Genomic DNA, 23,782 nt, shown 5'->3' on the forward strand with positions numbered 1-23,782 from the left:
TGGTCTGGCTGGCGGGTGCGCTGGCGCAGGAGGGGCTGGCCATGCAGCCGGGCGACCTGATCAGCCTGGGGTCGTTCTCGCCGCTGCTGCCGCCCAAGTCGGGTCTGTCGGTGACGGCGACCTATGACGGCCTGCCCGGCGCCACGCCAGTGCGCGTGACTTTCAAGTAAACGACCCCGGCCCGCCCGCACGGTGCGGGCTGTTTACCTGTTTCCGAGATCCCGACCTTTGACCGATCTGCATATCCACCACACCCGACTCACCCCCCAGATGCGCAGCGTTCTGGAGCGCATGGCACGCGCCGGGCATCCACCGCTGCACACGCGCACGCCGCAGCAGGCACGCATCGCCTACCAGGCGGGTGCCGACGTGCTGGAGGTACCCAAGGCCGTGCTAGCGCGGGTCGAAGACTTGCAGATCCCGGCCCGTGATGGGCATATGCTGCGTGCAAGGCTTTATGCGCCCGCCACTGAGAAGGGTCTTCCGGTACTGCTGTACACCCACGGCGGCGGCTTCACCATCGGCAGCATTGCCACACACGACATACTGTGCCGCGAACTGGCGCGGCTGGCTGGTTGTTTGGTGGTGTCGCTGGACTACCGGTTGGCGCCAGAGCATCGCTTTCCCACCGCCAGCAATGACGCTTGGGATGCCTTGCGGTGGCTCGCTGCCAATGCCGAGAGCCTGGGCGCAGACCCGCGGCGCCTGGCTGTGGGCGGCGACAGCGCAGGTGGCACGCTGGCCGCCGTCAACGCGATCCTGGCGCGCGATGCGCGGCTGCCCCTGGCGCTGCAACTGCTGATCTACCCCGGCTGCGCAGCGCACCAGGACACACCTTCGCACGCCACCTTCGCGCGCGGGCTGGTGCTGGAGGAGCCTGCCATCAGCTGGTTCTTCGGTCACTACGTGAGCACCCGCGAGGAGCGAGAGGACTGGCGTTTTGCACCGTTGCATGCGCCGGATGTGGAGGGCGTGGCACCTGCATGGATTGGCCTGGCCGAATGCGACCCACTGGTGGACGAAGGCATCGAATACGCCGACAAGCTGCGCCTGGCCGGTGTGCCCGTCGACCTCGACATCTATCGGGGCGTGACCCACGAATTCATCAAGATGGGCCGCGCCATCCCCGAGGCGCGCAAGGCCCATGCCGACGCGGCCCGTGCGCTGCGGCTGGCTTTTCATCTGGAGTAAATCAATCCATGCAACGCAGTGACTTCCGCTTTTTTCACCGCCTGCGCGTGCGCTGGGCCGAGGTGGACATGCAAAAGATCGTGTTCAACGCGCACTACCTCATGTACATCGACACGGCGATGTCCGACTACTGGCGCGCGCTGGCATTGCCGTACGAGGCGAGCCTGCTGGCCCTGGGTGGCGAGATCTATGTGAAAAAGGCCACTGTCGAATACCACGCGTCGGCGCGGCTCGATGACACGCTGGAAGTGGGCATGCAGTCCACGCGCATTGGCAACTCGTCGTGCCTGTTCACTGCTGGCATTTTTTGTGGCGACCGGCTGCTGATCTCGGCCGAGCTGGTCTATGTGTTTGCCGACCCGGCCACGCAGACCTCCCGCCCCGTGCCGCCCGCACTGCGCGCGATCTTCGAAGGCTTTGAAGCGGGCGCGGAGATGGCTGAGGTGCGCACCGGCGACTGGAACGCCCTGGGCCGCGACGCCGGCCGCGTGCGCACGGAGGTTTTTGTGCATGAGCAGGGCATTCCCCCGGATGTGGAGGCCGACAGGCACGACATTTCGGCCCGCCATGCGGTGCTCTACAACCGGCTGGGCATGCCCATTGCAGCGGGCCGTCTGCTGCAGCTGCAACCTGGCGTGGGCCGCATTGGCCGCATGGCGGTGGACCGCTCGGTGCGTGGTGCGCAATGGGGACGACAGTTGCTGGATGCGCTGGTGGACGCTTCACGGGCCCGGGGCGACACCGAGGTGCAGCTGCACGCCCAGAGCACCGCCGAGGGCTTCTACCGCCGCGCGGGGTTCACCGTGGTGGGCCAGCCCTATGAGGAAGCCGGTATTGCGCACATTGCGATGGCGCGGCAGTTGTAGTTTGTTTGCTATCAAATAGTGAGCATATTGCGCTTGATGGACGCGCGCAAAAGCCCTTTTTTGTTCAAATATCTTCGAGCAAAGGGTAGGGCAGGGGCTGCAGGGACAGCGCCACGCCATCCGCCGCGCCTACCTGCAGGCTGCCCTCTTGGGCTGCGCTGATCTGCAGCGACACGATGGTGTCGAAGCCACCGCCCGGTGCGGGGGCCACCTGCACCACCGTGCCGCAGGGTTGCTCCAGGTCTTGCGTGCTGAACACCTCGGCGCCCACGGCCACATCGGCCGCTACGTGCGCGATGTAGGCGCGGCGCTTGAGGGTGCCGCGGAACTGGCTGCGCGCCACCACCTCCTGGCCGGGGTAGCAGCCTTTCTTGAAGTTCACGCCCCCTACGGACTCATAGTTCAGCATCTGGGGCACGAAGGCCTCGACCACGGGCGTGGTCAGCGTGGCGACGCCGCTCTTCACCTCGCTCCAGCGCCACAGCGCCTCGTCCAGCGCGGGGCCTGCTGGGGCGGGGTCTGCTGCCGGGGCCACCCACAGTGCGCGGGGCTGGCCGTCGGCGGGATACAGGTGGACCACCGATGCGTTGCCTGTGTCGGCCTTGCTCCAGGCGGTCTGGCTGCCGCTGGGCACGGCGTTTCCGGCCAGGCCATACAGGGCAAAGTCGTTGGTGGCGTCTGTCAGCTTGGCCTTGGCGCGCAGCACAAACATCGACAGGCGTTTGAGTGTGGGCGGCAGAAGGTCGCGGCTGCAGATCAGCAGCACATCGGTGGCGCTGCGCTTGAAGCCTATGAAGCTGGCCTGCATGCGGCCCTTGGCCGATAGAAAGGCCGCGAGGCGGGCCTGGTCCATGCCCAGCAGAGCGAAATCCTGGGTGAGCTGTCCGTGCAGAAACTTGGCGGCGTCTTCGCCTTCGACGCGAATCACGCCGAGGTGGGACAGGGGGGCAATGCCATTCAAGGGGTAAGTCATCGCTGAATTATGATGCCCTGTTTCATACATACAGACGGCAGGGTTGTGCGACGTTTACTGGCTTTGATCGTGTTCTTGGGGATCACACTGGGTGGCGGCGCCTACTGGTGGCTGCACCAGCCGCTGGACCTGGGGCCCGAGCCGCTGGAGCTGGCGATTGAGCCAGGCACCACGCCACGCGGAGTGGCCCGCGATGTGGTGGCTGCCGGGGTCAAGACGGACGCCCGCCTGCTCTACGCCTGGTTTCGTTTCTCGGGGCAGGACCGCGCCATCAAGGCCGGCAACTACGAAATTCCGCCCGGCACGACTCCCATCAGCCTCTTGCAAAAGCTGGCCCGGGGCGAAGAGGCCCTGCGTGCACTCACCCTGGTCGAGGGCTGGAACTGGCGCCAGGTGCGCCAGGCGCTGGCCAGGGAGGAGCAGCTCAAGCGCGACTCCGCCACTCTGACCGACGAAGCGTTGATGGCGCAACTGGGTCGCCCCGGCGTGGCGCCCGAGGGGCGGTTCTTTCCGGACACCTACACCTATGCCAAAGGCTCCAGCGACATCGCCTTGCTGCGCCGGGCGATGCATGCCATGGACCGCCGTCTAGAAGCTGCTTGGTCGCAGCGCGCGCCAGACACGCCGCTCAAGTCAGCCGAGGAGGCGCTGATCCTGGCCAGCATCGTAGAGAAGGAAACCGGCAAGGCCAGCGACCGGGGGCAGATTGCGGGCGTGTTCGTCAACCGCCTGCGGGTGGGCATGCTGCTGCAGACCGACCCCACGGTGATCTACGGCCTGGGCGAGAAGTTTGACGGCAACCTGCGCAAGCGCGACCTGCAGACAGACACGCCCTGGAACACCTACACCCGCCCCGGCCTGCCGCCCACGCCCATCGCCATGCCCGGCAAGGCTGCGCTGCTGGCCGCCGTGCAGCCCGAGGCCACGCGCGCGCTGTACTTTGTGGCCAAGGGCGATGGCGGCAGCCACTTCAGTGCCTCGCTGGAGGAACACAACCGCGCCGTCAACCGCTACCAGCGCGGGCAGCAGTAAACAAGCAAGGCCACCATGTCACGACCCGGACTGTTCATCACCTTTGAAGGCATCGACGGCGCAGGCAAGTCCTCGCACATCGAGGGCCTGGCGGCGGCGTTCCGCACTCAGGGCCGCACCGTCACCGTGAGCCGCGAACCCGGCGGCACGCCGCTGGCCGAAAAGCTGCGCACCCTGGTCCTGAACGACCCCATGGACGCGCTTACCGAGTCCCTGCTGATCTTCGCTGCCCGCCGCGACCACCTGCTCAACGTCATCGAACCTGCCCTGGCCCGGGGCGAGGTGGTGTTGTGCGACCGGTTCACCGACGCCACCTTCGCCTACCAGGGCGCGGGGCGTGGCTTTGATCTGGGGGTTCTATCAACTTTGGAGCGCCTGGCCCAGACAGGACTGGCGCAGGACCCTCTTTTGATGCGTGAACCCGACCTGACGGTGTGGTTTGACCTGGCCCCCGAGGTGGCGGCCGAGCGCCTGGCCGGTGCACGGGTGCCCGACCGCTTCGAGGCGCAGCCCGTTGAGTTCTTCCGCCGCGTGGCCCAGGGGTATGCTGACCGAGCCGCCGCAGCGCCACAGCGCTTTGCACGCCTGGACGCAGCCCAAGACCGCCACCGTGTGTGGCAGCAGCTCACCAGCGTGTTCGTGCGCAAGGGGTGGTTGGCCATCATGGTGGCATCGCAGGGAGGGATGCAATGAGCGAGTCGACCACGCCATTAGCGCCGTGGATTGCCGCGCAGCGCACCAGCCTGCTGGCGCAGCGCGGTCACGCGTGGTTGCTGCAAGGGCCGTCGGGCCTGGGGCAGTACGCCCTGGGCCTGGAGCTAGTCCGCGCATGGTTGTGTGACGCGCCAACCGAGCAGGGCGCCTGTGGCCAGTGCGGCAGCTGCCACGCCATCGACGTGCGCACCCACGCCGACCTGTGTGTGCTGATGCCCGAAGTGCAGATGATGGCGCTGGGCTGGCCCCTGTCGGAAAAGGCCCAGGCTGACATCGACGACAAGAAGCGCAAGCCCAGCCGCGAGATCCGGGTGGAAGCCATGCGCGATGCGGTGGAGTTCTCGCAGCGCACCTCGGCACGTGGCAAGGGCAAGGCGGTGCTGGTGTATCCGGCCGAGCAGATGAACCATGTAACGGCCAACGCCCTGCTCAAGACGCTGGAAGAACCGCCAGGTGACGTGCGTTTTGTGTTGGCCAGCGAGGCTGCGCACCAGCTGCTGCCCACCATCCGCAGCCGCTGCCTGGGCCACACCATGGTCTGGCCCGCCGCGGCCGACAGCCTGACGTGGTTGCAGGCGCAGGGCCTGGCCCGGGATGCGGCGGCTTCCTTTCTGCGTGCGGCAGGCGGGCGACCTGAGGATGCTTTGGCGCTGGCCCAGTCGGGCCGCAGCCCGCTGGCCTGGTCCGCCCTGCCGCAGGCGGTGGCGCGGGGTGATGTGACTGCCTTGGGCGACTGGGCACCGGCCCAGGTAATCGACGCGCTGCAAAAGCTCTGCCACGACCTGCTGGCCGCCAGCGTGGGCGCCGCACCACGCTACTTTGCGCCAGCCGATCTGCCCAAGACGCCGCCGCTGGGCGCGCTTACGCGCTGGTCGCGCGCACTTTCCAAGGCAGCGCGCACTGCAGACCATCCGTTCAACGGCGGGCTCATGCTGGAGGCGCTTGTCGCCCAGGCGCGAAACACCCTACACTCCAAACACTGAGCCGCACTCCCACCCATGAGCAGTCCATCCACCGCACCCCGTCCCAGCGTCATGCAGCTGGCCATCAAGGAGAAGGCGGCCCTGTATGCTGCCTACATTCCCTTTTTTGCCGAGGGGGGCATTTTTGTGCCCACCCAGCGCGACTACAAGCTGGGCGATGATGTGTATGTGCTGCTGACCTTGCCCGACGACACGCAGCGATACCCCGTTGCAGGCCGTGTGGCCTGGGTCACGCCAGCGCGTGCTGCTGGCAACCGCACGCAAGGCGTGGGGATCCAGTTCCCCAAGGACGAAAAATCCCGCCAGCTCAAGGCCAAGATCGAGGAATTGCTGGGAACTGCGCTGGGCTCCGACCGTCCTACCCAGACGATCTGATCAGCGCCGCTGCTGCCCCTGTGCCGACCTGCGCTGGCTGGTCGGCTTTTTTGTTTTTCATCCCATGTTCACTGACTCGCACTGTCACCTCAACTTCCCGGAGCTGCTCAGCCAGCTGTCCGCCATCCGCCACGCCATGGCCGAGGCGCAGGTCACCCGGGCCCTGTGCATCTGCACCACCATGGAAGAGTTCGAGGGAGTGCATGCACTGGCCCTGGCCCATGACAACTTCTGGAGCACGGTGGGGGTACACCCCGACAACGAGGGCGTGACCGAACCCAGCGTGCAGGATCTGCTGGACCGTGCAGCCCTGCCGCGCGTGGTGGCCATTGGCGAAACCGGGCTCGACTACTACGGCATGGAAGACCGCAAGGGAGGGCGCAGCATCGCTGACCTGGAGTGGCAGCGCGACCGTTTCCGAACCCACATCCGCGCGGCCAGGGCCTGTGGCAAGCCGCTGATCATCCACACACGCAGCGCGTCCGACGACACGCTGGCCATCCTGCGGGAAGAGGGCGAGGATGGCGCTGGCAACCAGGCGGGTGGCGTGTTCCACTGCTTTACTGAGTCGATGCCGGTGGCGCGGGCCGCGCTGGACCTGGGCTATTACATCTCGTTCTCGGGCATCGTCACGTTCAAGAGCGCGCAGGAGCTGCGCGACGTGGTGGCCTTTGTCCCGCTGGATCGCATGCTTATCGAGACCGACAGTCCTTATCTGGCCCCGGTGCCCTACCGTGGCAAGACCAACAACCCGTCGTATGTGCCCCATGTGGCCCGGCAGGTGGCCGAGACCAAGGGCCTGGCGCTGGAGGCGGTGGCCGACGCCACCAGCCGCAATTTCGACCGCTTGTTTCCGGGGGTGATGGTATGAGCCTGCAACGACGTTCTGTGTTGGCAGTTGTGGCGCTGGGCATGGTGTCTGTCCGGGCCTGGGCAGGGGCATATGAAGACTTCTTTGTGGCCATCCTGCGGGACGACGGCGATGCGATCACTGCATTGCTGCGCCGGGGTTTTGACCCTAACACGCGCGACCCCAAGGGGCAGGTGGGGCTCACGCTTGCGTTGCAGAACGGCGCCAACAAAGCCTTTGCAGCGCTACTGGCATCGCGCCGTGTGAATGTGGAAGCCCGCAACGCCCAGGACGAGAGCCCGCTGATGATGGCGGCGATCAAGGGGAATGTGGGCGCGGTGAAGGAGCTGATCGCACGCGATGCCGATGTGAACAAGACGGGCTGGGCGCCGCTGCACTATGCGGCATCGGCGGGTTCGCCGCAGCATGCGGTGATCATCTCGCTGCTGCTGGAGAACCATGCCTACATCGATGCCACCTCGCCCAACGGCACCACGCCGCTCATGATGGCCGCGCACTATGGGTCGATCGAGGCAGTGCAGCTTTTGCTGGACGAGGGCGCGGACCCGACACTCAAGAACCAGTTGGGGTTGACCGCGGCCGATTTCGCATTGCGCGTAAGCCGCACGGAATCTGCAGAGAAGATTGCTGCCGCCATCCGGCGGCGCCAGCCTAACCGGGGTAAGTGGTAAGCGGGTAGTCTGCTGCCGCCGCAGGGCAGCTACTCTGGCGCGGTAGCGCTGCCGACGGCTGGACGCGCCTGCAGGCGCGCATACAGCCCGCCTTGTGCTATCAGCTCGCCATGTGTGCCTTGCTCGGCAATGCGGCCCCGCTCCATGACAACCACACGGTCGGCATGTTCGATGGTGGACAGGCGGTGAGCAATGACCAGCGTAGTGCGGCCTTGCATCAGGCGTTGCAACGCGTCCTGCACTAGCCGCTCGGATTCGGTGTCGAGGGCTGAGGTTGCTTCGTCCAGGATCAAGATCGGGGCATCCTTGTACAGGGCCCGTGCGATGGCAAGACGCTGACGTTGTCCGCCCGACAACTGCGTGGCATTGTGGCCCACGATGGTGTGGATGCCCTGTGGTAGCCCGGCGACATGCGCGCCCAGGTTTGCGGCTTCCAGGCAGTCGCGCACCCGTTGTTCGTCCACCGCAGCTCCCAGCGCCACATTGGCAGCAATGGTGTCGTTGAACATGACCACGTCCTGGCTCACCATTGCAAACTGGGAGCGCAGCGACCCCAAGTCCCAGTCTTGAACGGGGTGGCCATCAACGAGGATGATGCCTTCTGCTGGCGCAATAAAACGCGGCAGAAGGTTGACGAGCGTGGTCTTGCCCGCACCCGACGGGCCAACAAGCGCCACGATTTCGCCGGGTGCAACTTTCAGGCTGATCTGGTCCAGGGCAGGCGCATGGTCCGGCCCGAAGGACACGGTGACCCGCTCCAGCGCCAGCTCGCCCCGGACCCGATCGGTGCGGTATTGGCCACCACTTTCCGCGCCAGTTTCGCCCAGCAAGGCCAGGCCGCGCTCCAGCGCCGCCACGCCGCGCGTGATGGGGCTGGCAACATCGGCCAAGCGCCGGATAGGGGCAATGAGCATCAACATGGCGGTGATGAATGCGGCAAAGCCCCCCACCGTGACGCCCTTGGCATCCACCGCCCCACGGCTCTGCCAGAGTGCGATGCAGATCACCACCGACAGTGCGGCTGCGGCCAGTAGCTGGGTCAGCGGCGTCATGGCTGCCGATGCGATCGTGGATTTGATGGCCAGCCTTCGCAGGCTGTGACTGAGACCCTCGAAGCGCTGGGCTTGGCCCTCTTGGGCACCGTGCAGCCGGACCATGCGGTGGGCGAGCACGTTTTCCTCCACCACGTAGGCCAGTTCGTCCGTGGCCTGCTGGCTGCTTTTGGTGAGGTGGTACAGCCGCTTGGACAGTGTTTTCATGATCCACGCCACTCCGGGCACCACCACAGCCACGATCAGCGTGAGTTGCCAGTTCAGATAGAGCAGGTAGAACAGCAACGCGACCAGCGTGAATCCGTCGCGAGAGATTCCCATCAGCGCCTGCACGAGCAGTGTGGAACCGGTCTGAACTTCATAGACCACGGTGTTGGACAGCGCACTGGCGGACTGGCGGCTGAACAGGCCCATTTCTGCGGCCAGCACTCGCTCAAATAAGGACGTGCGCAAGTTGAGCATGCCTTCATTGGCGATGCGCGCGAGTGCGTACTGGCCCACAAATTGGGCAAGCCCGCGCACGAAGAAGATTCCAAGAATGGCCAGCGGGACCATCCATAGCTCCAGGCTCCCTTGAGTGAATCCTTGGTCCAGTAGGGGCTGCAGCAAGGCAGGAATCAGGGGCTCTGTCACTGCGCCCACGATGGTGGCGCCAATCGCCAGGACCCAGGCCAGCCGTTGGCCACCGAAGTAGACAGATAGCCGCTTCAGGCGTGTGGTCAGGCCGAGGGGCGGAGAGGAGGGGGCATTGGCAGGCGCGGAGCCCGTGTTGGTGGCGTGCATGTGGCCCGGATTCTAAGGTTGTGCACCCTGAGGCATGGGTATACACCCAGGGCGTACGCCCACCGCGACCGGGAGCAGAGCACTGAAGTCCCTATGTAGGCACAGTTTGTCACAGGGGGGTTGCCGCTGTGTGTACCATTCAGGTTTGCCCTTAGGCATTTGTTCGGCCACTGCTGGATGCCAATGACCACAGATCGAATCTCCAAACACTTTTCCTCTGCGGCTTCGCCGCTTCCCTCGCGCCGTCAGCTGCTGGCAGCGCTCATCGCAACCCCATCCCTTCCGGCCCTGGCTCAGTTTCGCGTCGAGGTGACAGGCGTGGGTCTCACCCAATTGCCCATTGCGATTGCCCCCTTCCGAGGTGAGGCGCAAGCCCCACAGAAGATTTCGGCCATCATCCAGGCCGATCTTGAGCGCAGTGGCCAGTTTCGCGCCGTTGACGCAGCAGGCCCTGCACTGGACGAGACCGCCCGCCCCGATGTGGCGATGTGGCGGCAAAAAGGCGCCGACTCCCTGGCCACTGGCAGTGTGACACGGCTGGCCGACGGGCGTTTTGATGTGCGTTTTCGGCTGTGGGACGTGGTCAAGGGGCAGGACCTGGGAGGGCAGAGTTTTGTAGTAACCCAGGCTGACTTGCGCTTGGTGGCGCACCGCATTGCCGATTTCATCTACGAAAAGCTCACCGGCGAACGCGGTGTTTTTTCAACTCGGATTGCCTACGTGACCAAAACAGGGTCCCGTTATAGCCTGTGGGTGGCCGATGCCGACGGCGAGAACGCACAATCGGCGCTGTCAAGCCCGGAACCCATCATTTCCCCTGCATGGTCGCCCAATGGGGGGCAGTTGGCCTATGTGTCGTTCGAGTCCCGCAAACCCGTGGTGTATGTGCACGACGTGGCATCAGGACGCCGCCGTCTGATTGCCAACTTCCGTGGCTCCAACAGTGCGCCTGCCTGGGCCCCTGATGGGCGCTCGCTGGCTGTGACGCTGAGCCGGGATGGGGGCTCGCAGCTCTACACCATTGATGCGAATGGTGGCGAGCCGCGCCGCCTCATGCAAAGCTCCGGCATTGACACCGAGCCGGTGTTTTCGGGCGATGGCCGCAGTATCTATTTTGTTAGTGACCGTGGTGGTGCGCCGCAGATCTACAAGGTGGGCACCTCGGGCGGCAACGCCGAGCGTGTGACCTTCACGGGTACCTACAACATCTCGCCCACGGTGAGCCCAGACGGGCGCTGGTTGGCCTATATCTCCCGCGTGGGCGGGGCTTTCAAGCTGCACGTGATGGACCTGTCCACGGGCACCGTGAATGCAGTGACCGACACCATGTCCGACGAAAACCCGAGCTTTGCCCCGAACAGCCGCCTCATCGTGTACGCCACCCAACAGCAGGGGCGTGAGGCGCTGATGACCACCACTCTGGACGGCAAGATCAAGGCCCGCCTTGCAGGGCAGGCAGGTGATCTACGCGAACCGGACTGGGGGCCGTTTCAAAAGCAATGAACTTATCGACATTTTTAGTTACCAAGCCTTCAGGAGAAATTTGGATGATCAAACGTTTTACCCTTGCCCTTACCGTCGCGGCGCTGGTGGCTGGCTGCAGCTCTGGTGTGAAGCTGGATGATGTTCCCGTAGAGGACAAAAACGCAACGTCCACCATGGGCGGCGCCAACAGCGGCGCCAACTCAGGCAACCCATCACAGAGCGGCGTGGCTGGTGTAGACCTGGGGCAAGCCGGTCGTGATGGCGCAGGCCCCGTGGGCGTGGCTCGCATCGTGTATTTCGACTACGACAGCTATGTCATCAAGCCCGAGTTCCAGTCTGTGATCGAAGCGCATTCCCGTTTCATCAAGGCAACCCCCAGCCGCAAGGTCATGATCGAAGGCCACACCGATGAACGTGGTGGCCGTGAGTACAACCTGGCACTGGGCCAAAAGCGTGCTGAGGCTGTGCGCCGTTCGCTCGGTCTGCTGGGCGTGCCGGACAGCCAAGTGGAGGCGGTGAGCTTTGGCAAGGAGAAGCCAGCAGCCCAAGGCGGTACTGAAGATGTGCACGCGAAGAATCGTCGTGCTGAACTGTCCTACCGTTGATGCGAACCGCTGCCGTGGTGTTCCCTCTTCGGCTATTGGCGGCTGCCGCGCTGTCGGTGACCTTTCTGCCTTCGGCACAGGCCGCCATTTTTGAAGATGGTGAGGCGCGCCGGGCCATTCTGGAAATGCGTCAGCGTGTGGATGGTCTGCAAATGTCCAGCCAGCGCTCTGCCGAGGAGCTTCGCAAGCTTGGTGAAGAAAACGCCCAGCTGCGCCGCAGTCTTCTGGATCTGCAAACGCAGATAGAGACCCTGCGGGCTGAGCAGGCCAAGCTCAATGGTCAAAACGAGCAACTTCTGCGCGATGTAGGCGACCTTCAGCGGCGTCAGAAGGATATTGCCCAAGGGGTGGATGAGCGGCTTCGGCAGTTCGAGCCCGTAAAGGTGACGGTGGATGGCAAGGAGTTTCAGGCGGACCCTGCAGAAAAGCGGGATTTCGAGGCCGCACTTGCGGTCTTCCGATCCGGCAAGTTCCCCGAGGCCAGCACGGCGTTTGCCGGATTTGTGCGCCAGTACCCGCGCAGTGGTTTTGTGCCGTCAGCGCGCTTCTGGCTTGGCAACGCCCAGTACGCCACGCGGGAGTACAAAGAGGCCATTGGCAACTTCAAGCAAATGCTGGCAGATGCGCCCGGTCATGCCCGAGCCCCTGAGGCTGCTTTGTCGATTGCCAACTGCCAGATCGAACTCAAGGACACGCGCACCGCTCGCAAGACGCTGGAGGACCTGGTCCGCGCCTACCCGCAATCTGAGGCGGCCATCGCTGCCAAAGAACGTCTGTCCCGCCTGAAGTAATGTCGGGCGAGATCGTTTCGCAGGGATTGCCTTTTTCGGAAGAGTCTGAGGCTGCACTGGAGCGCCGGTTTGGCGGGCTGGCGCGGCTGTATGGCGTAGAAGGTGCGGCGAGAATCCGCCGCGCCCATGTTGCCGTCATCGGTATCGGAGGGGTGGGGTCTTGGGCCGCTGAGGCGCTGGCGCGCAGCGGCGTGGCCCAGATCACCCTGGTCGATCTGGACCATGTCGCTGAGTCCAATATCAACCGCCAGATTCATGCACTGACAGACACGGTGGGGCAGGCCAAGGTGTTGGCGATGCGCGACCGCATCGCGCAGATCCATCCGGCGTGCACCGTTCATTGCATTGAGGAGTTTGTGGAGCCCGGCAACTGGCCCGGGCTGATGACGACTCCTGTGGACGCGGTCATTGATGCATGTGACCAGGTGCGGGCCAAGGTGGCCATCGCCGCATGGGCACAATCTGCGGGTGTGCTGCACATTGCAGTTGGTGCTGCCGGTGGTAAGCGTCAGGCGCACAAGGTCGATGTGGATGACCTGGCCCATACGACCCACGACCCTCTGTTGGCACAGTTACGCTACCAGATGCGCAAACACCACCGCGCACCGCGTGAGGGTAAGAAGATCGGTGTGACCTGCGTGTTCAGCCGTGAAGCTGTGGCCCCTCCCGATGCGTCCTGCAATATCGAGGGCGATGGCACGTTGAACTGCCACGGATATGGCTCTGTAGTAGCGGTCACTGCCACCTTTGGGCAGTGTGCTGCCGGGTGGGTGCTTGATAAACTTGCGACAACTTTCAGGTCGAGTTCAAAAAAGACGCTATAATTCAAGGCTTTGCAGCGGTCTGATAAATTCAGATCGATGCAATCGGTCGGGACGTTAGCTCAGTTGGTAGAGCAGCGGACTTTTAATCCGTTGGTCACAAGTTCGAATCTTGTACGTCCTACCACCCAATTCGTTGCATAGCACAGCATCTGATGCGTAGTTTCAAAGGCCTCCTTACGGAGGCCTTTGCTTTTCCGGTGAGTTTTTGCAGGCCCTTCCGCGGGAGGCGTGTTACGTCACGGGCTGTCTGAAGAGCCTGTGTGGTTCGGTGCAAAAAGGTCCCAGCTGGCCATGAACAGCGCAGCGATCACGGGGCCGATGACGAAGCCTGTCAAGCCAAAAAGCCCCATGCCACCTAGTGTGGAGATGAGTACGATGTAGTCTGGCATTTTTGTGTCCTTTCCGACCAAGATGGGGCGCAGGATGTTGTCTACCAGACCAATCACGCCGATCCCGAATGCGGTCAGCACCGCCCCTTGCCACACGGCTCCGGTGGCGAGGAAATAGATGGCTACCGGTACCCAGATCAGGCCTGCGCCCACGGCGGGCAGCAGTGACAGGAAGGCCATCAGTACGCCCCACAGGACCGGGCCCTGAATGCCCAGCGCCCAGAAGATCAGACCGCCGAGTGCACCTTGGGAGGCTGCCACCACGATGTTGCCTTTCACGGTGGCTCGGATGACGGTTGTGAATTTGCTCACCAGCTGCCGTTTGTGGGCATCGTCCAAAGGGGTTGCTTGGCCAATCCGTTGGGCTAGGCTGGCGCCATCGCGCAACAGGAAAAACAGGAGATACAGCATGATGCCGAAGCCTACGAGGAACTCCAGCGTGTTCTGTCCGATGCTCAGGGCTTGTGTTGCGACGAACTGGCTGGCCTGTATGGCAACGGACGAGAGCTTCTGCTGCAAATCGCCGATGCTGGTGAGATTCAGGCGATCCAGAAGATTGGCGGCCCACGCTGGCAGGGCGGCTATGACCTGCTGTAGATACAACCCGAAATTGAGCTGGCCTGAGCGCACCCGTTCATAAATGATGCTCGCTTCCTGGATCAGCGACACGGTGATGGCGGTCACGGGCAGTATGACGATCACCAAGCAAAGCCCCAGTGTGCACAAAGCCGCCAGGGTGGGGCGTTTGGGCATGCGCTTTAGCAGTTTGCGGTGCAGCGGGGCAAACAGGATTGCTAGGATGACGCCCCAAAAAACAGCGCCGTGAAACTGCCAGAGTATGGCTCCAAAGGCGATGGTCACAGCAATCAGCAGCAGCAGGAAGGCTTTGTCTTGGAGGTGGTTGGGTGTCATGTCGCTTGGGGGCAATGAGATGCCCAAAATGTACGCGAGGCCGACAGGCGCTCACTTGCCCCGGGTTGTTGTTGGTGCACCCATTTCCCGTCCCGCGGGGGGATTGCCCGTTCGGTGGCACAATACGGCCCGTACCAAGGCCCTTCCCCAGCCACAGTCGCATCCGCCAATCGGTTCAGCCGTGTCGCGGAAGGTTTCTCAACCAGCTAATGCTTTCCCAAGGAAAGCGGAGGTCAGCGGAATATGAGCGATACGACATCCGTCTATCAAGCCTACCAAGGCAACACCTACCTCTTCGGCGGCAATGCGCCCTATGTCGAAGAGATGTACGAAAACTATCTTGCCAACCCAGGTAGCGTGCCAGACAACTGGCGCGAGTACTTTGACGCACTGCAAAATGTGCCCGCTGTGGACGGCAGCAATGCAAAGGACGTTCCCCACCTGCCCGTGATCAATGCCTTTGCCGAGCGTGCAAAGCAGGGTGGTACCAAGGTGGTTGTTGCCACTGGCGCGGACTCCGAACTGGGCCGCAAGCGCACCGCCGTTCAGCAGCTGATCGCCGCTTACCGCAATGTGGGTGCACGCTGGGCTGATCTGGACCCGCTCAAGCGCACGGAGCGCCCAGCGATTCCCGAACTGGAGCCCTCTTTCTACGGCTTCAGCGATTCCGACCAGGAAGTCGTTTTCAACACCAGCAACACGTTTTTCGGCAAGGAGTCGATGCCGCTGCGCGAGCTGATCAATGCCTTGCGCGAAACGTACTGCGGCTCCATTGGTGCCGAGTACATGTACGCCACCGACCAGAACCAGAAGCGCTGGTGGCAGGAAAAACTCGAAACCATCCGCAGCAAGCCCAGCTTCGGCGCGGAAAAGAAAAAGCAGATCCTCGACCGCCTGACGGCTGCGGAAGGCCTGGAACGCTTTCTGCACACCAAGTACGTCGGCCAGAAGCGTTTCTCTCTGGAAGGGGGCGAGAGCTTCATTGCTGCCATGGACGAGCTGATCCAGCAAGCGGGTTCCAAGGGCATCCAGGAAATCGTCATTGGTATGGCCCACCGTGGCCGTCTGAATGTGCTGGTCAACACGCTTGGCAAGATGCCTGCCGACTTGTTTGCCGAGTTTGACCACACGGCCCCGGAAGACCTCCCAGCCGGCGACGTGAAGTACCACCAGGGTTTCTCCTCGGACGTGTCCACCCCCGGCGGACCGGTCCACCTGTCCCTGGCGTTCAACCCCTCCCACCTGGAAATCGTCAACCCCGTGGTGGAAGGCTCGGTGCGCGCCCGCATGGACCGCCGTGATGACCCCAGGGGCAGCCAGGTGTTGCCCGTGCTGGTGCACGGCGACGCCGCATTCGGCGGCCAGGGCGTCAACCAGGAGACCCTGGCGCTGGCGCAGACCCGTGGCTACACCACGGGCGGCACGGTGCACATCATCATCAACAACCAGATCGGTTTCACCACCTCGGACCCGCGCGACATGCGCTCCAGTGCGTTCTGTACCGACATTGTGAAGATGGTCGAATCGCCGGTGCTGCACGTCAACGGTGATGATCCCGAAGCCGTGGTGCTGGCCACCCAACTGGCGCTGGAATACCGCATGGAGTTCCGCCAGGACGTGGTGGTGGACATCACCTGCTTCCGCAAGCTGGGCCACAACGAGCAGGACACGCCCTCGCTGACCCAGCCGCTCATGTACAAGAAGATTGCGTCCCACCCCGGCACCCGCAAGCTGTACGCCGACAAGCTGGCCACCCAGGGCCTGGGCGCGACGCTGGGCGACGACATGGTCAAGGCCTACCGCGCAGCTATGGACGCGGGCAAGCACACGGTAGACCCCGTGCTGACCAATTTCAAGAGCAAGTACGCAGTGGACTGGTCGCCCTTCCTGGGCAAGAAGTGGACCGACGCGGGCGATACCGCGATTCCGCTGACCGAATGGAAGCGCCTGTCCGAAAAGCTCACCACCATTCCTGCCAGCGTCACACCGCACCAGCTGGTGAAGAAGGTTTACGACGACCGCGCCGCCATGGGGCGTGGCGAAATCAATGTGGACTGGGGCATGGGCGAACACATGGCCTTCGCGTCCTTGGTGGCGAGTGGCTACCCGGTGCGCCTGTCGGGTGAGGACTGCGGACGCGGCACCTTCACCCACCGCCATGCTGTGATCCATGACCAAGCCCGCGAGAAGTGGGATGCTGGCACCTATGTGCCGCTGCAGAACGTGGCCGACAACCAGGCCCCGTTTGTCGTGATCGACTCCATCCTGTCCGAAGAGGCGGTGCTGGGCTTCGAATACGGCTACGCATCAAACGACCCCAACACCCTGGTGATCTGGGAAGCGCAGTTCGGTGACTTTGCCAACGGTGCTCAGGTGGTGATCGACCAGTTCATCGCTTCCGGTGAAGTGAAGTGGGGCCGAGTGAACGGCATCACGCTGATGCTGCCGCACGGTTATGAAGGCCAAGGCCCCGAGCACAGCTCGGCCCGCCTGGAGCGCTTCATGCAGCTGGCGGCCGACACCAACATGCAGATCGTGCAGCCCACCACGGCCAGCCAGATCTTCCATGTGCTGCGCCGCCAGATGGTGCGTGACCTGCGCAAGCCGCTGATCATCATGACGCCCAAGTCCCTGCTGCGTAACAAGGACGCCACCTCGCCACTGTCCGAGTTCACCAAGGGCAGTTTCCAGACGGTGATTCCCGAGCAGAACGAAGCCATCGTGAAGAAGGCTGCCAAGGTCAAGCGCGTGATCGCGTGCTCGGGCAAGGTTTACTACGACCTCGTGAAGAAGCGCACCGAGCGTGAAGACGAAGACGTGGCCATCGTCCGTGTAGAGCAGCTCTACCCGTTCCCCCACAAGGCGTTTGCGGCCGAACTCAAGAAGTACCCCAATGCGACGGATGTGGTGTGGTGCCAGGACGAGCCACAGAACCAGGGCGCCTGGTTCTTCATCCAGCACAACATCCACGAGAACATGCTCGATGGCCAGAAACTGGGCTACGCAGGTCGCGCCGCGTCTGCTTCGCCTGCCGTGGGTTACGCCCACCTGCACCAGGAGCAGCAAAAGGCGCTGGTGGATGCAGCATTCGCCAAGCTCAAGGGTTTTGTCCTGACCAAGTAAGGCCAGCTACCCGAACGAACACAGAACAGAACCCCTACTGAAAGAATCCAAATGGCTATCGTAGAAGTCAAAGTCCCCCAGCTGTCCGAATCCGTGGCAGAAGCCACCATGCTCACCTGGAAGAAGAAGCCCGGTGAAGCTGTGGCCGTGGACGAGATCCTGATCGAGATCGAAACCGACAAGGTCGTGCTAGAAGTGCCCGCACCCTCAGCAGGCGTGCTGTCCGAAATCATCCAGGGCGACGGTGCCACCGTGGTGGCAGACCAGCTCATCGCCAAGATCGACACCGAAGGCAAGGCGGGCGCCGCTGCTGCAGCTCCTGCCGCTGCCGCTGCCGCACCGGCCCCAGCCGCCGCACCCACTGCGGCGCCTGGCGCAGCCGGTGGTTCCAAGGGTGATGTGGCCATGCCCGCTGCTGCCAAGCTGCTGGCCGACAATAACCTGTCTGTCTCGGCCGTAGCCGGTTCGGGCAAGGATGGCCGCGTGACCAAGGGCGACGTGCTGGCAGCAGTGGCCGGTGGTGCCAAGGCCGCCGTGGCAGCTCCCAGCGTGATTCCCACTGGTGTGCCCTCCAAGGCACTGCCCCAGGTGGCAGCGCCCGCTGGCAAGGAAGACCTGAGCGGCCGTCCCGAGCAGCGCGTGCCCATGAGCCGCCTGCGTGCCCGCGTGGCCGAGCGTCTGCTGCAGTCGCAATCGACCAACGCCATCCTGACCACGTTCAATGAAGTGAACATGGCGCCTGTGATGGATCTGCGCAAGAAGTTCCAGGACAGCTTCACCAAGGAACACGGCACCAAGCTGGGCTTCATGTCCTTCTTTGTGAAGGCCGCTGTGCATGCCCTCAAGAAGTACCCTGTGTTGAATGCATCGGTGGATGGCAACGACATCGTCTACCACGGCTACTTCGACATCGGTATCGCCGTGGGCTCGCCCCGTGGCCTGGTGGTGCCCATTTTGCGCAATGCAGACCAGATGAGCTTCGCCGACATCGAGAAGAAGATCGCCGAGTTCGGCAAGAAGGCCGCTGAAGGCAAGCTGGGCATTGAAGAAATGACCGGTGGTACGTTCTCCATCTCCAATGGCGGCACGTTCGGCTCCATGCTGTCCACCCCCATCATCAACCCGCCCCAGTCGGCCATCTTGGGCGTGCACGCCACCAAGGACCGCGCCGTGGTCGAAAACGGCCAGATCGTTGTTCGCCCGATGAACTACCTGGCTATGTCCTACGACCACCGCATCATCGACGGCCGCGAAGCCGTGCTGGGCCTGGTGGCGATGAAGGACGCGCTGGAAGACCCATCGCGCCTGCTGTTCGACATCTGATCCCCTGAGACCGCATCGACCCACCCGCGTGGCCCGGCCTCTGGTCCTGCCCGCCGGTGGGTCTTTCTCCAACAGACTGAACGAGATTTCCCATGAGCAAACAATTTGATGTGGTCGTCATCGGTGGCGGCCCCGGCGGCTATATCGCCGCCATCCGCGCAGCCCAGCTGGGCTTCAACGTCGCCTGTATCGACGAGTGGAAGAACGACAAGGGTGGCCCCGCTCCTGGCGGCACCTGCACCAACGTCGGTTGCATCCCCTCCAAGGCGCTGCTGCAGTCGTCCGAGCATTTCGAGCACGCCAACAAGCACTTCGCCGAACACGGCATCACGGCCACGGGCGTCAAGATGGACGTGGCCAAGATGATCGCCCGCAAGGACACCGTCGTGAAGCAGAACAACGACGGCATCCTGTACCTGTTCAAGAAGAACAAGGTCAGCTTCTTCCACGGCCGTGGTTCGTTCGTCAAAGCCGCTGAGGGTGGATATGAGATCAAGGTAGCTGGGGCTGCCGAAGAGACACTGACCGGTAAGCAGATCATCATCGCCACCGGCTCCAACGCCCGTGCATTGCCCGGCACGCCGTTCGATGAAGAACAGGTGCTGTCCAACGACGGCGCGCTGCGCGTGGGCGCGGTGCCCAAGAAGCTGGGCCTGATCGGCTCGGGCGTGATCGGCCTCGAAATGGGCTCGGTGTGGCGCCGCCTGGGTGCTGAAGTGACCATCCTCGAAGGCCTTCCCACCTTCCTGGGCGCGGTGGACGAGCAGATCGCCAAGGAGGCCAAGAAGGCTTTCGACAAGCAAGGCCTGAAGATCGAACTGGGTGTGAAAGTTGGCGAGATCAAGACCAGCAAGAAGGGCGTCAGCATCGCCTACACCAACGCCAAGGGCGAAGCCCAGGCGCTGGACGTGGACAAGCTCATCGTCTCCATCGGCCGCGTACCCAACACCATCGGTCTGAACACCGAAGCCGTGGGCCTGCAACTCGACGAACGTGGTGCCATCGTGGTCGATGCCGACTGCAAGACCAACCTGCCTGGCGTCTGGGCGGTGGGCGACGTGGTACGTGGCCCCATGCTGGCGCACAAGGCCGAGGAAGAGGGCGTTGCTGTGGCCGAGCGCATTGCCGGTCAGCACGGCCACGTCAACTTCAACACCATCCCCTGGGTCATCTACACCAGTCCCGAGATTGCATGGGTGGGCCGTACCGAGCAGCAACTCAAGGCCGACGGCGTGAAGTACAAGGCTGGCAGCTTTCCCTTCCTGGCCAACGGTCGCGCGCGCGCGCTGGGCGACACCACCGGCATGGTCAAGATGCTGGCCGATGCCGAGACCGACGAAATCCTGGGCGTGCACATCGTGGGCCCACAGGCCAGCGAGCTGATCTCCGAAGCCGTGGTCGCCATGGAGTTCAAGGCCAGCAGCGAAGACATCGCGCGCATCTGCCATGCGCACCCCTCGCTCTCCGAAGCCACCAAGGAAGCGGCCCTGGCCGTGGACAAGCGCACCCTCAACTTCTGATATTTGAATAAAAAAGGGCTCCAGCGCCTGCTAGTCATGCGCTGGTAGCTATCAAATTCATAGTATCAGAAGGGTGCGCATCCCGTGACAGTCAAACAGGCTTACCTGGCCGAGTTGGCCGCTAAAGGCTACCAAAGCGACCCGGCCCAGCTGCGGGCCGTGGACGCGCTGCAGCGCTGCGCCGACGAGTGGGCCGCCTACAAGGCGCGGCGCTCCAATGCGCTGAAGAAGCTGATCAACCGGCCCGACATTCCGCGTGGCGTGTACATGTACGGCGGGGTGGGGCGGGGCAAGAGCTTCTTGATGGAGTGCTTTTTCGACGCCGTGCCCCTGAAGCGCAAGGTGCGCCTGCATTTCCACGAGTTCATGCGCGAGGTGCATCGCGAGTTGGTGGCGCTGCAGGGCACACAAAACCCGCTGGACGTGCTGGGCGAGCGCATTGCCAAGCGCTACAAGCTCATTTGCTTCGATGAATTCCATGTGGCGGACATCACGGACGCAATGATCCTGCACCGCCTTCTGGCGGCGCTGTTCAGCAACGGCGTGGGGTTTGTCACCACATCCAACTTCAAACCGGACGATCTATACCCTGGTGGCCTGCACCGCGACCGCATCCTGCCAGCGATTGCGCTGCTCAACGAGAAGCTGGAAGTTGTCAACGTGGACAACGGCACCGACTACCGGCGCCGCACGCTGGAGCATGTGAAGCTCTACCACACGCCCCTGGGCCCCGAGGCTGACGCCGAAATGAGCCAGGCCTTTGACCAGTTGGCCGAGGTGCATGACGAAGACCCGGTGCTGCACATCGAGCAGCGCGAGATCCGTGCACGGCGCAAGGCCGGTGGTGTGGTGTGGTTTGACTTCAAGGCGTTGTGCGGCGGTCCGCGTTCGCAGAACGACTACCTGGAGATCGCCACGCAGTTCCACACGGTGCTGCTTTCCGACGTGCCCTACATGCCGGTGAGCATGGCGTCGCCTGCGCGGCGCTTCACGTGGCTGGTGGACGTGCTGTACGACCGGCGCGTGAAGTTCATCCTGTCGGCTGCCGTGCCGCCTGAGCAGCTCTACACCGAAGGGCCGCTGGCACACGAGTTTCCGCGCACTGTGTCGCGTCTCAACGAGATGCAGTCCAAGGAGTTCCTGGATCTGGAGCGCCGTATGGTGGATACGGGGCTTACATGATGCAGCGCGGATGTTTTGCTGCAACGGTGCTCGCCACCTTGCTGGTGCTGCCAGTGCTGCCCTTTGCGCCCGTGTGGGCCCAAGCCACCGATGGAACGCAGGACAGCGCCTTGGCCGCTGCGGTCGCGCACCGCAAGGCTGAACATGAACGCATCCGTCACGAGCGTGAGGCGCTGGCCGCCGTTCGCCAGAAGGAGGAAGCAGCCTGCTACAAGCAGTTTGCGGTGGAGGACTGCCTGCGCAGTGTCCGCACCAAGGCGCGTGAAACCGGCGACCGGCTCCGCGCCCAGGAGGTGGAGTTGAACGACGCCGAGCGCAGGGAAAAGGCGGCCGAACGCCTGCGCTCCATTGAAGAAAAGCAGAAGGCCGTGCCGCCTCCGGCGTCCAGAGGGCAGGGCACCGATGCTACGGTGCGCAAAACCCCGTCAGACGCCGCGAGCACCAAGGCGCAGCGGGACCACGCTGCCGAGCAGCGCGCACTCCAGCAGCGCAACCGGGTCCAGCAGCATGACAGCGAGCAGGCTGCCCGCGCGGCCCTCCAGGCCGATCGCGCCTCCCAGGCGCGTGTCCGCCATGCAGAAACCCTGAAAGCGGCGGAGGAGCGCCGTGCACGGGTCGAAAAGTCCCAGGCCGATGCCGCAGCAAAGGGGCGCCCGCCTGCCGCGCCGTTGCCGGCACCGGCGCGGGTGGCATCCAGCCCGGCACGCTGAGCGCCTGAAAAGTAAGCGGTGGCCAGTGGCGGCCCGCTGGCTTATCGATTCGTGGGGTGAGCAGATGCCGTCGGTGGCTATCGGGCGAAGGTCGAATGGCTGCCCGGCACCTGAAGTGGCCTTCAAGTCAAAGCCGTGCGCGGCGGGTTGTGGAGATTTAGGCTAGGCGCGGCCCGCGTCGAGCGGAACAAGGCGTGCGATCTTCTTTTCTTCGACCAGGGCTTCGATCTTTACAATAACCAGCGACAGGTTGTCGCCGCCGCCCCGGGCCCGGGAGCGCGCTTTTTCAATCAGGAACTCGGTGGCTTCGCGGGGTGACAGCGAATCCACCACCGAGGCCAGTTCGGTGGGCGAGAAGTAGTGCCACACACCATCGCTGCAGGCGAGCAGCACGTCGCCCGGTTGCAGTTGCGGAATGATGTGGGTGGTGATGGGCGGGTCACTCTCGGTGCCCAGGCAGCCCACCAGGATGTTCGAGTGGGGGTGGTTGTTGGCCTCGGCCTCGGTCAGCTCGCCCCGGTCTACCAGCGCCTGGACATAGGAGTGGTCGCTGGTGCGGAACACCATGCGGGGGCCCTGGAAATGGTAGATGCGCGAGTCGCCCGCGTGCACCCAGTGGCAATCGCCCCGGGGGTTGATGAGGAAAGCGGCAATCGTGCTGTGGGGTTCCTGCTCCGCCGAAATGGCCGTCAGCCGGATGACGATATGGGCCTCTTCAACCATGTTCTTTAGCATGGACACCGCATCGTCGGTGTCGGGCGAGTAGCGCTCGAACAGCTGCCGCGCGGTCATCATGACCTGGTCCGAGGCCTTGCGGCCGCCACTGCGACCGCCCATGCCATCGGCGATCACGCCCAGCACGCAGCCATTGTGTCGGTCGTGGGAGATCAGGGCGACCTGGTCTTGCTGGTATTCCCGGTCGCCCTTGTGGATGCCGGTGGACGCGATGAGGCGAAACGCTTTGGTCATGCTTGTGATTGTGGGGGCGCGTGCACAAACGCTCGTCGTGGAAAACTGGCTAAGCGCGTATTATCCGCCCGCCTGTGGCATTTTCGCCATGCTTGTGGCGCTCCTGCCTTGAAACCCAGCCTCCACTCTCCCCACCGACAACTGATCGAATTGCGCATGGAACATGCCGATCTGGACGCCTTGATCGATCGCTGCGCACCCGATGCGGCGCCCGATGAGCTGACGCTGCGGCGGCTGAAAAAGCGCAGGCTGGCTTTGCGCGACGCCATGGACCGGCTGGAGCGCGACCTCCAGCCCCAAGAGCCAGCCTGATGGCGCTGGTTGACATGGTGGCGGAGGTGTTTGCCTCCGGCGGTGTTCTGGAACGGGCTGACGCACACTTCCAGCCCCGCGAAGGGCAGACCCAGATGGCCCTTGCCGTGGCGCGGGCCATTGAGG

General features: G+C 63.6%; 22 protein-coding genes, 1 tRNA gene and 1 pseudogene. 20 read left to right on the forward strand and 4 right to left on the reverse strand.

Annotation, left to right across the window (positions count from 1 at the left end; translation table 11 throughout):
- The 3 genes and pseudogenes from DBR12_RS22615 to DBR12_RS08065 all read left to right on the forward strand — a co-directional run.
- Positions 1-170 (forward strand): annotated as a pseudogene (locus DBR12_RS22615) (fumarylacetoacetate hydrolase); the annotation flags it as partial.
- A 100-nt stretch (positions 171-270) separates the two neighbouring features.
- Positions 271-1,191, forward strand: a complete 921-nt coding sequence (locus tag DBR12_RS08060; protein WP_233244351.1) for an alpha/beta hydrolase — start codon at positions 271-273, stop codon at positions 1,189-1,191.
- A gap of 8 nt (positions 1,192-1,199) precedes the next feature.
- Entirely contained in the window at positions 1,200-2,057 is an 858-nt protein-coding gene (locus tag DBR12_RS08065; RefSeq protein WP_108616775.1) for a YbgC/FadM family acyl-CoA thioesterase, read from the forward strand.
- A gap of 64 nt (positions 2,058-2,121) precedes the next feature.
- Here DBR12_RS08065 and DBR12_RS08070 read toward each other — a convergent pair whose 3' ends face one another.
- The gene (locus tag DBR12_RS08070; RefSeq protein WP_108616776.1) at positions 2,122-3,030 is read right to left on the reverse strand and encodes a folate-binding protein YgfZ; all 909 of its coding nucleotides are present in this window, start codon (positions 3,028-3,030) and stop codon (positions 2,122-2,124) included.
- A gap of 45 nt (positions 3,031-3,075) precedes the next feature.
- Here DBR12_RS08070 and mltG point away from each other — a divergent pair, with 45 nt between their 5' ends.
- From mltG to DBR12_RS08100, 6 genes are all read left to right on the forward strand, one after another.
- Positions 3,076-4,062, forward strand: a complete 987-nt coding sequence (mltG, locus tag DBR12_RS08075) for an endolytic transglycosylase MltG (protein ID WP_304529312.1) — start codon at positions 3,076-3,078, stop codon at positions 4,060-4,062.
- A gap of 15 nt (positions 4,063-4,077) precedes the next feature.
- Entirely contained in the window at positions 4,078-4,755 is a 678-nt protein-coding gene (tmk, locus tag DBR12_RS08080) for a dTMP kinase (protein WP_108616778.1), read from the forward strand.
- Complete coding sequence (locus DBR12_RS08085; protein WP_108616779.1) at positions 4,752-5,759, forward strand: DNA polymerase III subunit delta'; 1,008 nt, start codon at positions 4,752-4,754, stop codon at positions 5,757-5,759. The genes tmk and DBR12_RS08085 overlap by 4 nt, the downstream gene beginning before the upstream one ends.
- A gap of 15 nt (positions 5,760-5,774) precedes the next feature.
- A complete protein-coding gene (locus DBR12_RS08090) occupies positions 5,775-6,134 on the forward strand; it encodes a PilZ domain-containing protein (RefSeq protein WP_015013859.1) in 360 nt (119 codons plus the stop codon).
- 64 nt (positions 6,135-6,198) lie between these two features.
- Positions 6,199-7,005 carry a TatD family hydrolase gene (locus tag DBR12_RS08095; RefSeq protein ID WP_108616780.1) on the forward strand — a complete coding sequence of 269 codons (807 nt, stop codon included), beginning with the start codon at positions 6,199-6,201 and terminating at the stop codon, positions 7,003-7,005.
- Complete coding sequence (locus DBR12_RS08100; RefSeq protein ID WP_108616781.1) at positions 7,002-7,676, forward strand: ankyrin repeat domain-containing protein; 675 nt, start codon at positions 7,002-7,004, stop codon at positions 7,674-7,676. Before DBR12_RS08095 ends, DBR12_RS08100 begins: the two co-directional genes overlap by 4 nt.
- A 29-nt stretch (positions 7,677-7,705) precedes the next feature.
- On the opposite strand, the gene msbA is transcribed toward DBR12_RS08100, so the two are convergent.
- The gene (msbA, locus tag DBR12_RS08105) at positions 7,706-9,511 is read right to left on the reverse strand and encodes a lipid A export permease/ATP-binding protein MsbA (protein WP_108616782.1); all 1,806 of its coding nucleotides are present in this window, start codon (positions 9,509-9,511) and stop codon (positions 7,706-7,708) included.
- Between the two features lie 183 nt (positions 9,512-9,694).
- Here msbA and tolB point away from each other — a divergent pair, with 183 nt between their 5' ends.
- The 5 genes from tolB (at position 9,695) to DBR12_RS08130 (ending at position 13,340) form a co-directional block, all read left to right on the forward strand.
- Positions 9,695-11,014, forward strand: coding sequence for a Tol-Pal system beta propeller repeat protein TolB (tolB, locus tag DBR12_RS08110; protein ID WP_108616783.1), 1,320 nt, complete (start codon positions 9,695-9,697; stop codon positions 11,012-11,014).
- A 44-nt stretch (positions 11,015-11,058) separates the two neighbouring features.
- Complete coding sequence (pal, locus tag DBR12_RS08115) at positions 11,059-11,601, forward strand: peptidoglycan-associated lipoprotein Pal (protein ID WP_108616784.1); 543 nt, start codon at positions 11,059-11,061, stop codon at positions 11,599-11,601.
- Positions 11,601-12,392: a tol-pal system protein YbgF gene (ybgF, locus tag DBR12_RS08120; RefSeq protein WP_108616785.1), complete on the forward strand. Its 792-nt coding sequence runs from the start codon at positions 11,601-11,603 to the stop codon at positions 12,390-12,392. Before pal ends, ybgF begins: the two co-directional genes overlap by 1 nt.
- The gene (locus DBR12_RS08125; RefSeq protein WP_108616786.1) at positions 12,392-13,216 is read left to right on the forward strand and encodes a ThiF family adenylyltransferase; all 825 of its coding nucleotides are present in this window, start codon (positions 12,392-12,394) and stop codon (positions 13,214-13,216) included. Before ybgF ends, DBR12_RS08125 begins: the two co-directional genes overlap by 1 nt.
- Positions 13,217-13,264: 48 nt before the next feature.
- Positions 13,265-13,340: transfer RNA gene (locus DBR12_RS08130), tRNA-Lys, on the forward strand.
- A 112-nt stretch (positions 13,341-13,452) separates the two neighbouring features.
- Here DBR12_RS08130 and DBR12_RS08135 read toward each other — a convergent pair.
- Positions 13,453-14,517: an AI-2E family transporter gene (locus tag DBR12_RS08135; RefSeq protein ID WP_108616787.1), complete on the reverse strand. Its 1,065-nt coding sequence runs from the start codon at positions 14,515-14,517 to the stop codon at positions 13,453-13,455.
- Positions 14,518-14,760: 243 nt separating this feature from the next.
- On the opposite strand from DBR12_RS08135, the gene DBR12_RS08140 reads away from it, so the two are divergent.
- From DBR12_RS08140 to DBR12_RS08160, 5 genes are all read left to right on the forward strand, one after another.
- Complete coding sequence (locus tag DBR12_RS08140) at positions 14,761-17,640, forward strand: 2-oxoglutarate dehydrogenase E1 component (protein WP_108616788.1); 2,880 nt, start codon at positions 14,761-14,763, stop codon at positions 17,638-17,640.
- Positions 17,641-17,691: 51 nt separating this feature from the next.
- Positions 17,692-18,963: a 2-oxoglutarate dehydrogenase complex dihydrolipoyllysine-residue succinyltransferase gene (gene odhB, locus DBR12_RS08145; protein WP_108616789.1), complete on the forward strand. Its 1,272-nt coding sequence runs from the start codon at positions 17,692-17,694 to the stop codon at positions 18,961-18,963.
- Positions 18,964-19,055: 92 nt separating this feature from the next.
- Complete coding sequence (lpdA, locus tag DBR12_RS08150; protein WP_108616790.1) at positions 19,056-20,483, forward strand: dihydrolipoyl dehydrogenase; 1,428 nt, start codon at positions 19,056-19,058, stop codon at positions 20,481-20,483.
- Positions 20,484-20,567: 84 nt separating this feature from the next.
- The gene (zapE, locus tag DBR12_RS08155) at positions 20,568-21,665 is read left to right on the forward strand and encodes a cell division protein ZapE (protein ID WP_108616791.1); all 1,098 of its coding nucleotides are present in this window, start codon (positions 20,568-20,570) and stop codon (positions 21,663-21,665) included.
- Positions 21,662-22,375 (forward strand): hypothetical protein, encoded by a 714-nt coding sequence (locus DBR12_RS08160; protein WP_108616792.1) that lies wholly within the window; start codon positions 21,662-21,664, stop codon positions 22,373-22,375. Before zapE ends, DBR12_RS08160 begins: the two co-directional genes overlap by 4 nt.
- Before the next feature lie 162 nt (positions 22,376-22,537).
- Here the strand turns inward: DBR12_RS08160 and DBR12_RS08165 are convergent, their stop codons facing one another.
- Positions 22,538-23,344 carry a PP2C family serine/threonine-protein phosphatase gene (locus DBR12_RS08165; RefSeq protein ID WP_108616793.1) on the reverse strand — a complete coding sequence of 269 codons (807 nt, stop codon included), beginning with the start codon at positions 23,342-23,344 and terminating at the stop codon, positions 22,538-22,540.
- Positions 23,345-23,452: 108 nt separating this feature from the next.
- Between DBR12_RS08165 and DBR12_RS08170 the strand changes: the two genes are divergently transcribed.
- Complete coding sequence (locus DBR12_RS08170; protein ID WP_108616794.1) at positions 23,453-23,656, forward strand: YdcH family protein; 204 nt, start codon at positions 23,453-23,455, stop codon at positions 23,654-23,656.
- The last annotated feature ends 126 nt before the right edge of the window (positions 23,657-23,782 follow it).

The sequence above is a fragment of the Acidovorax sp. HMWF029 genome (assembly GCF_003060895.1).
Taxonomy (GTDB): domain Bacteria; phylum Pseudomonadota; class Gammaproteobacteria; order Burkholderiales; family Burkholderiaceae_C; genus Acidovorax.

What these genes read in the sequence shown, in the direction of transcription:
- DBR12_RS08060 (WP_233244351.1), top strand. Translation starts at nt 271, where the DNA reads ATGCGCAGCGTTCTGGAGCGCATGGCACGCGCCGGGCATCCACCGCTG.
- DBR12_RS08095 (WP_108616780.1), top strand. Translation starts at nt 6,199, where the DNA reads ATGTTCACTGACTCGCACTGTCACCTCAACTTCCCGGAGCTGCTCAGC.
- ybgF (WP_108616785.1), top strand. Translation starts at nt 11,601, where the DNA reads ATGCGAACCGCTGCCGTGGTGTTCCCTCTTCGGCTATTGGCGGCTGCC.
- DBR12_RS08090 (WP_015013859.1), top strand. Translation starts at nt 5,775, where the DNA reads ATGAGCAGTCCATCCACCGCACCCCGTCCCAGCGTCATGCAGCTGGCC.
- tolB (WP_108616783.1), top strand. Translation starts at nt 9,695, where the DNA reads ATGACCACAGATCGAATCTCCAAACACTTTTCCTCTGCGGCTTCGCCG.
- DBR12_RS08140 (WP_108616788.1), top strand. Translation starts at nt 14,761, where the DNA reads ATGAGCGATACGACATCCGTCTATCAAGCCTACCAAGGCAACACCTAC.
- DBR12_RS08160 (WP_108616792.1), top strand. Translation starts at nt 21,662, where the DNA reads ATGATGCAGCGCGGATGTTTTGCTGCAACGGTGCTCGCCACCTTGCTG.
- DBR12_RS08065 (WP_108616775.1), top strand. Translation starts at nt 1,200, where the DNA reads ATGCAACGCAGTGACTTCCGCTTTTTTCACCGCCTGCGCGTGCGCTGG.
- DBR12_RS08165 (WP_108616793.1), bottom strand. Translation starts at nt 23,344, where the DNA reads ATGACCAAAGCGTTTCGCCTCATCGCGTCCACCGGCATCCACAAGGGC.
- odhB (WP_108616789.1), top strand. Translation starts at nt 17,692, where the DNA reads ATGGCTATCGTAGAAGTCAAAGTCCCCCAGCTGTCCGAATCCGTGGCA.
- lpdA (WP_108616790.1), top strand. Translation starts at nt 19,056, where the DNA reads ATGAGCAAACAATTTGATGTGGTCGTCATCGGTGGCGGCCCCGGCGGC.
- DBR12_RS08135 (WP_108616787.1), bottom strand. Translation starts at nt 14,517, where the DNA reads ATGACACCCAACCACCTCCAAGACAAAGCCTTCCTGCTGCTGCTGATT.
- DBR12_RS08125 (WP_108616786.1), top strand. Translation starts at nt 12,392, where the DNA reads ATGTCGGGCGAGATCGTTTCGCAGGGATTGCCTTTTTCGGAAGAGTCT.
- DBR12_RS08100 (WP_108616781.1), top strand. Translation starts at nt 7,002, where the DNA reads ATGAGCCTGCAACGACGTTCTGTGTTGGCAGTTGTGGCGCTGGGCATG.
- msbA (WP_108616782.1), bottom strand. Translation starts at nt 9,511, where the DNA reads ATGCACGCCACCAACACGGGCTCCGCGCCTGCCAATGCCCCCTCCTCT.
- tmk (WP_108616778.1), top strand. Translation starts at nt 4,078, where the DNA reads ATGTCACGACCCGGACTGTTCATCACCTTTGAAGGCATCGACGGCGCA.
- pal (WP_108616784.1), top strand. Translation starts at nt 11,059, where the DNA reads ATGATCAAACGTTTTACCCTTGCCCTTACCGTCGCGGCGCTGGTGGCT.
- DBR12_RS08085 (WP_108616779.1), top strand. Translation starts at nt 4,752, where the DNA reads ATGAGCGAGTCGACCACGCCATTAGCGCCGTGGATTGCCGCGCAGCGC.
- DBR12_RS08070 (WP_108616776.1), bottom strand. Translation starts at nt 3,030, where the DNA reads ATGACTTACCCCTTGAATGGCATTGCCCCCCTGTCCCACCTCGGCGTG.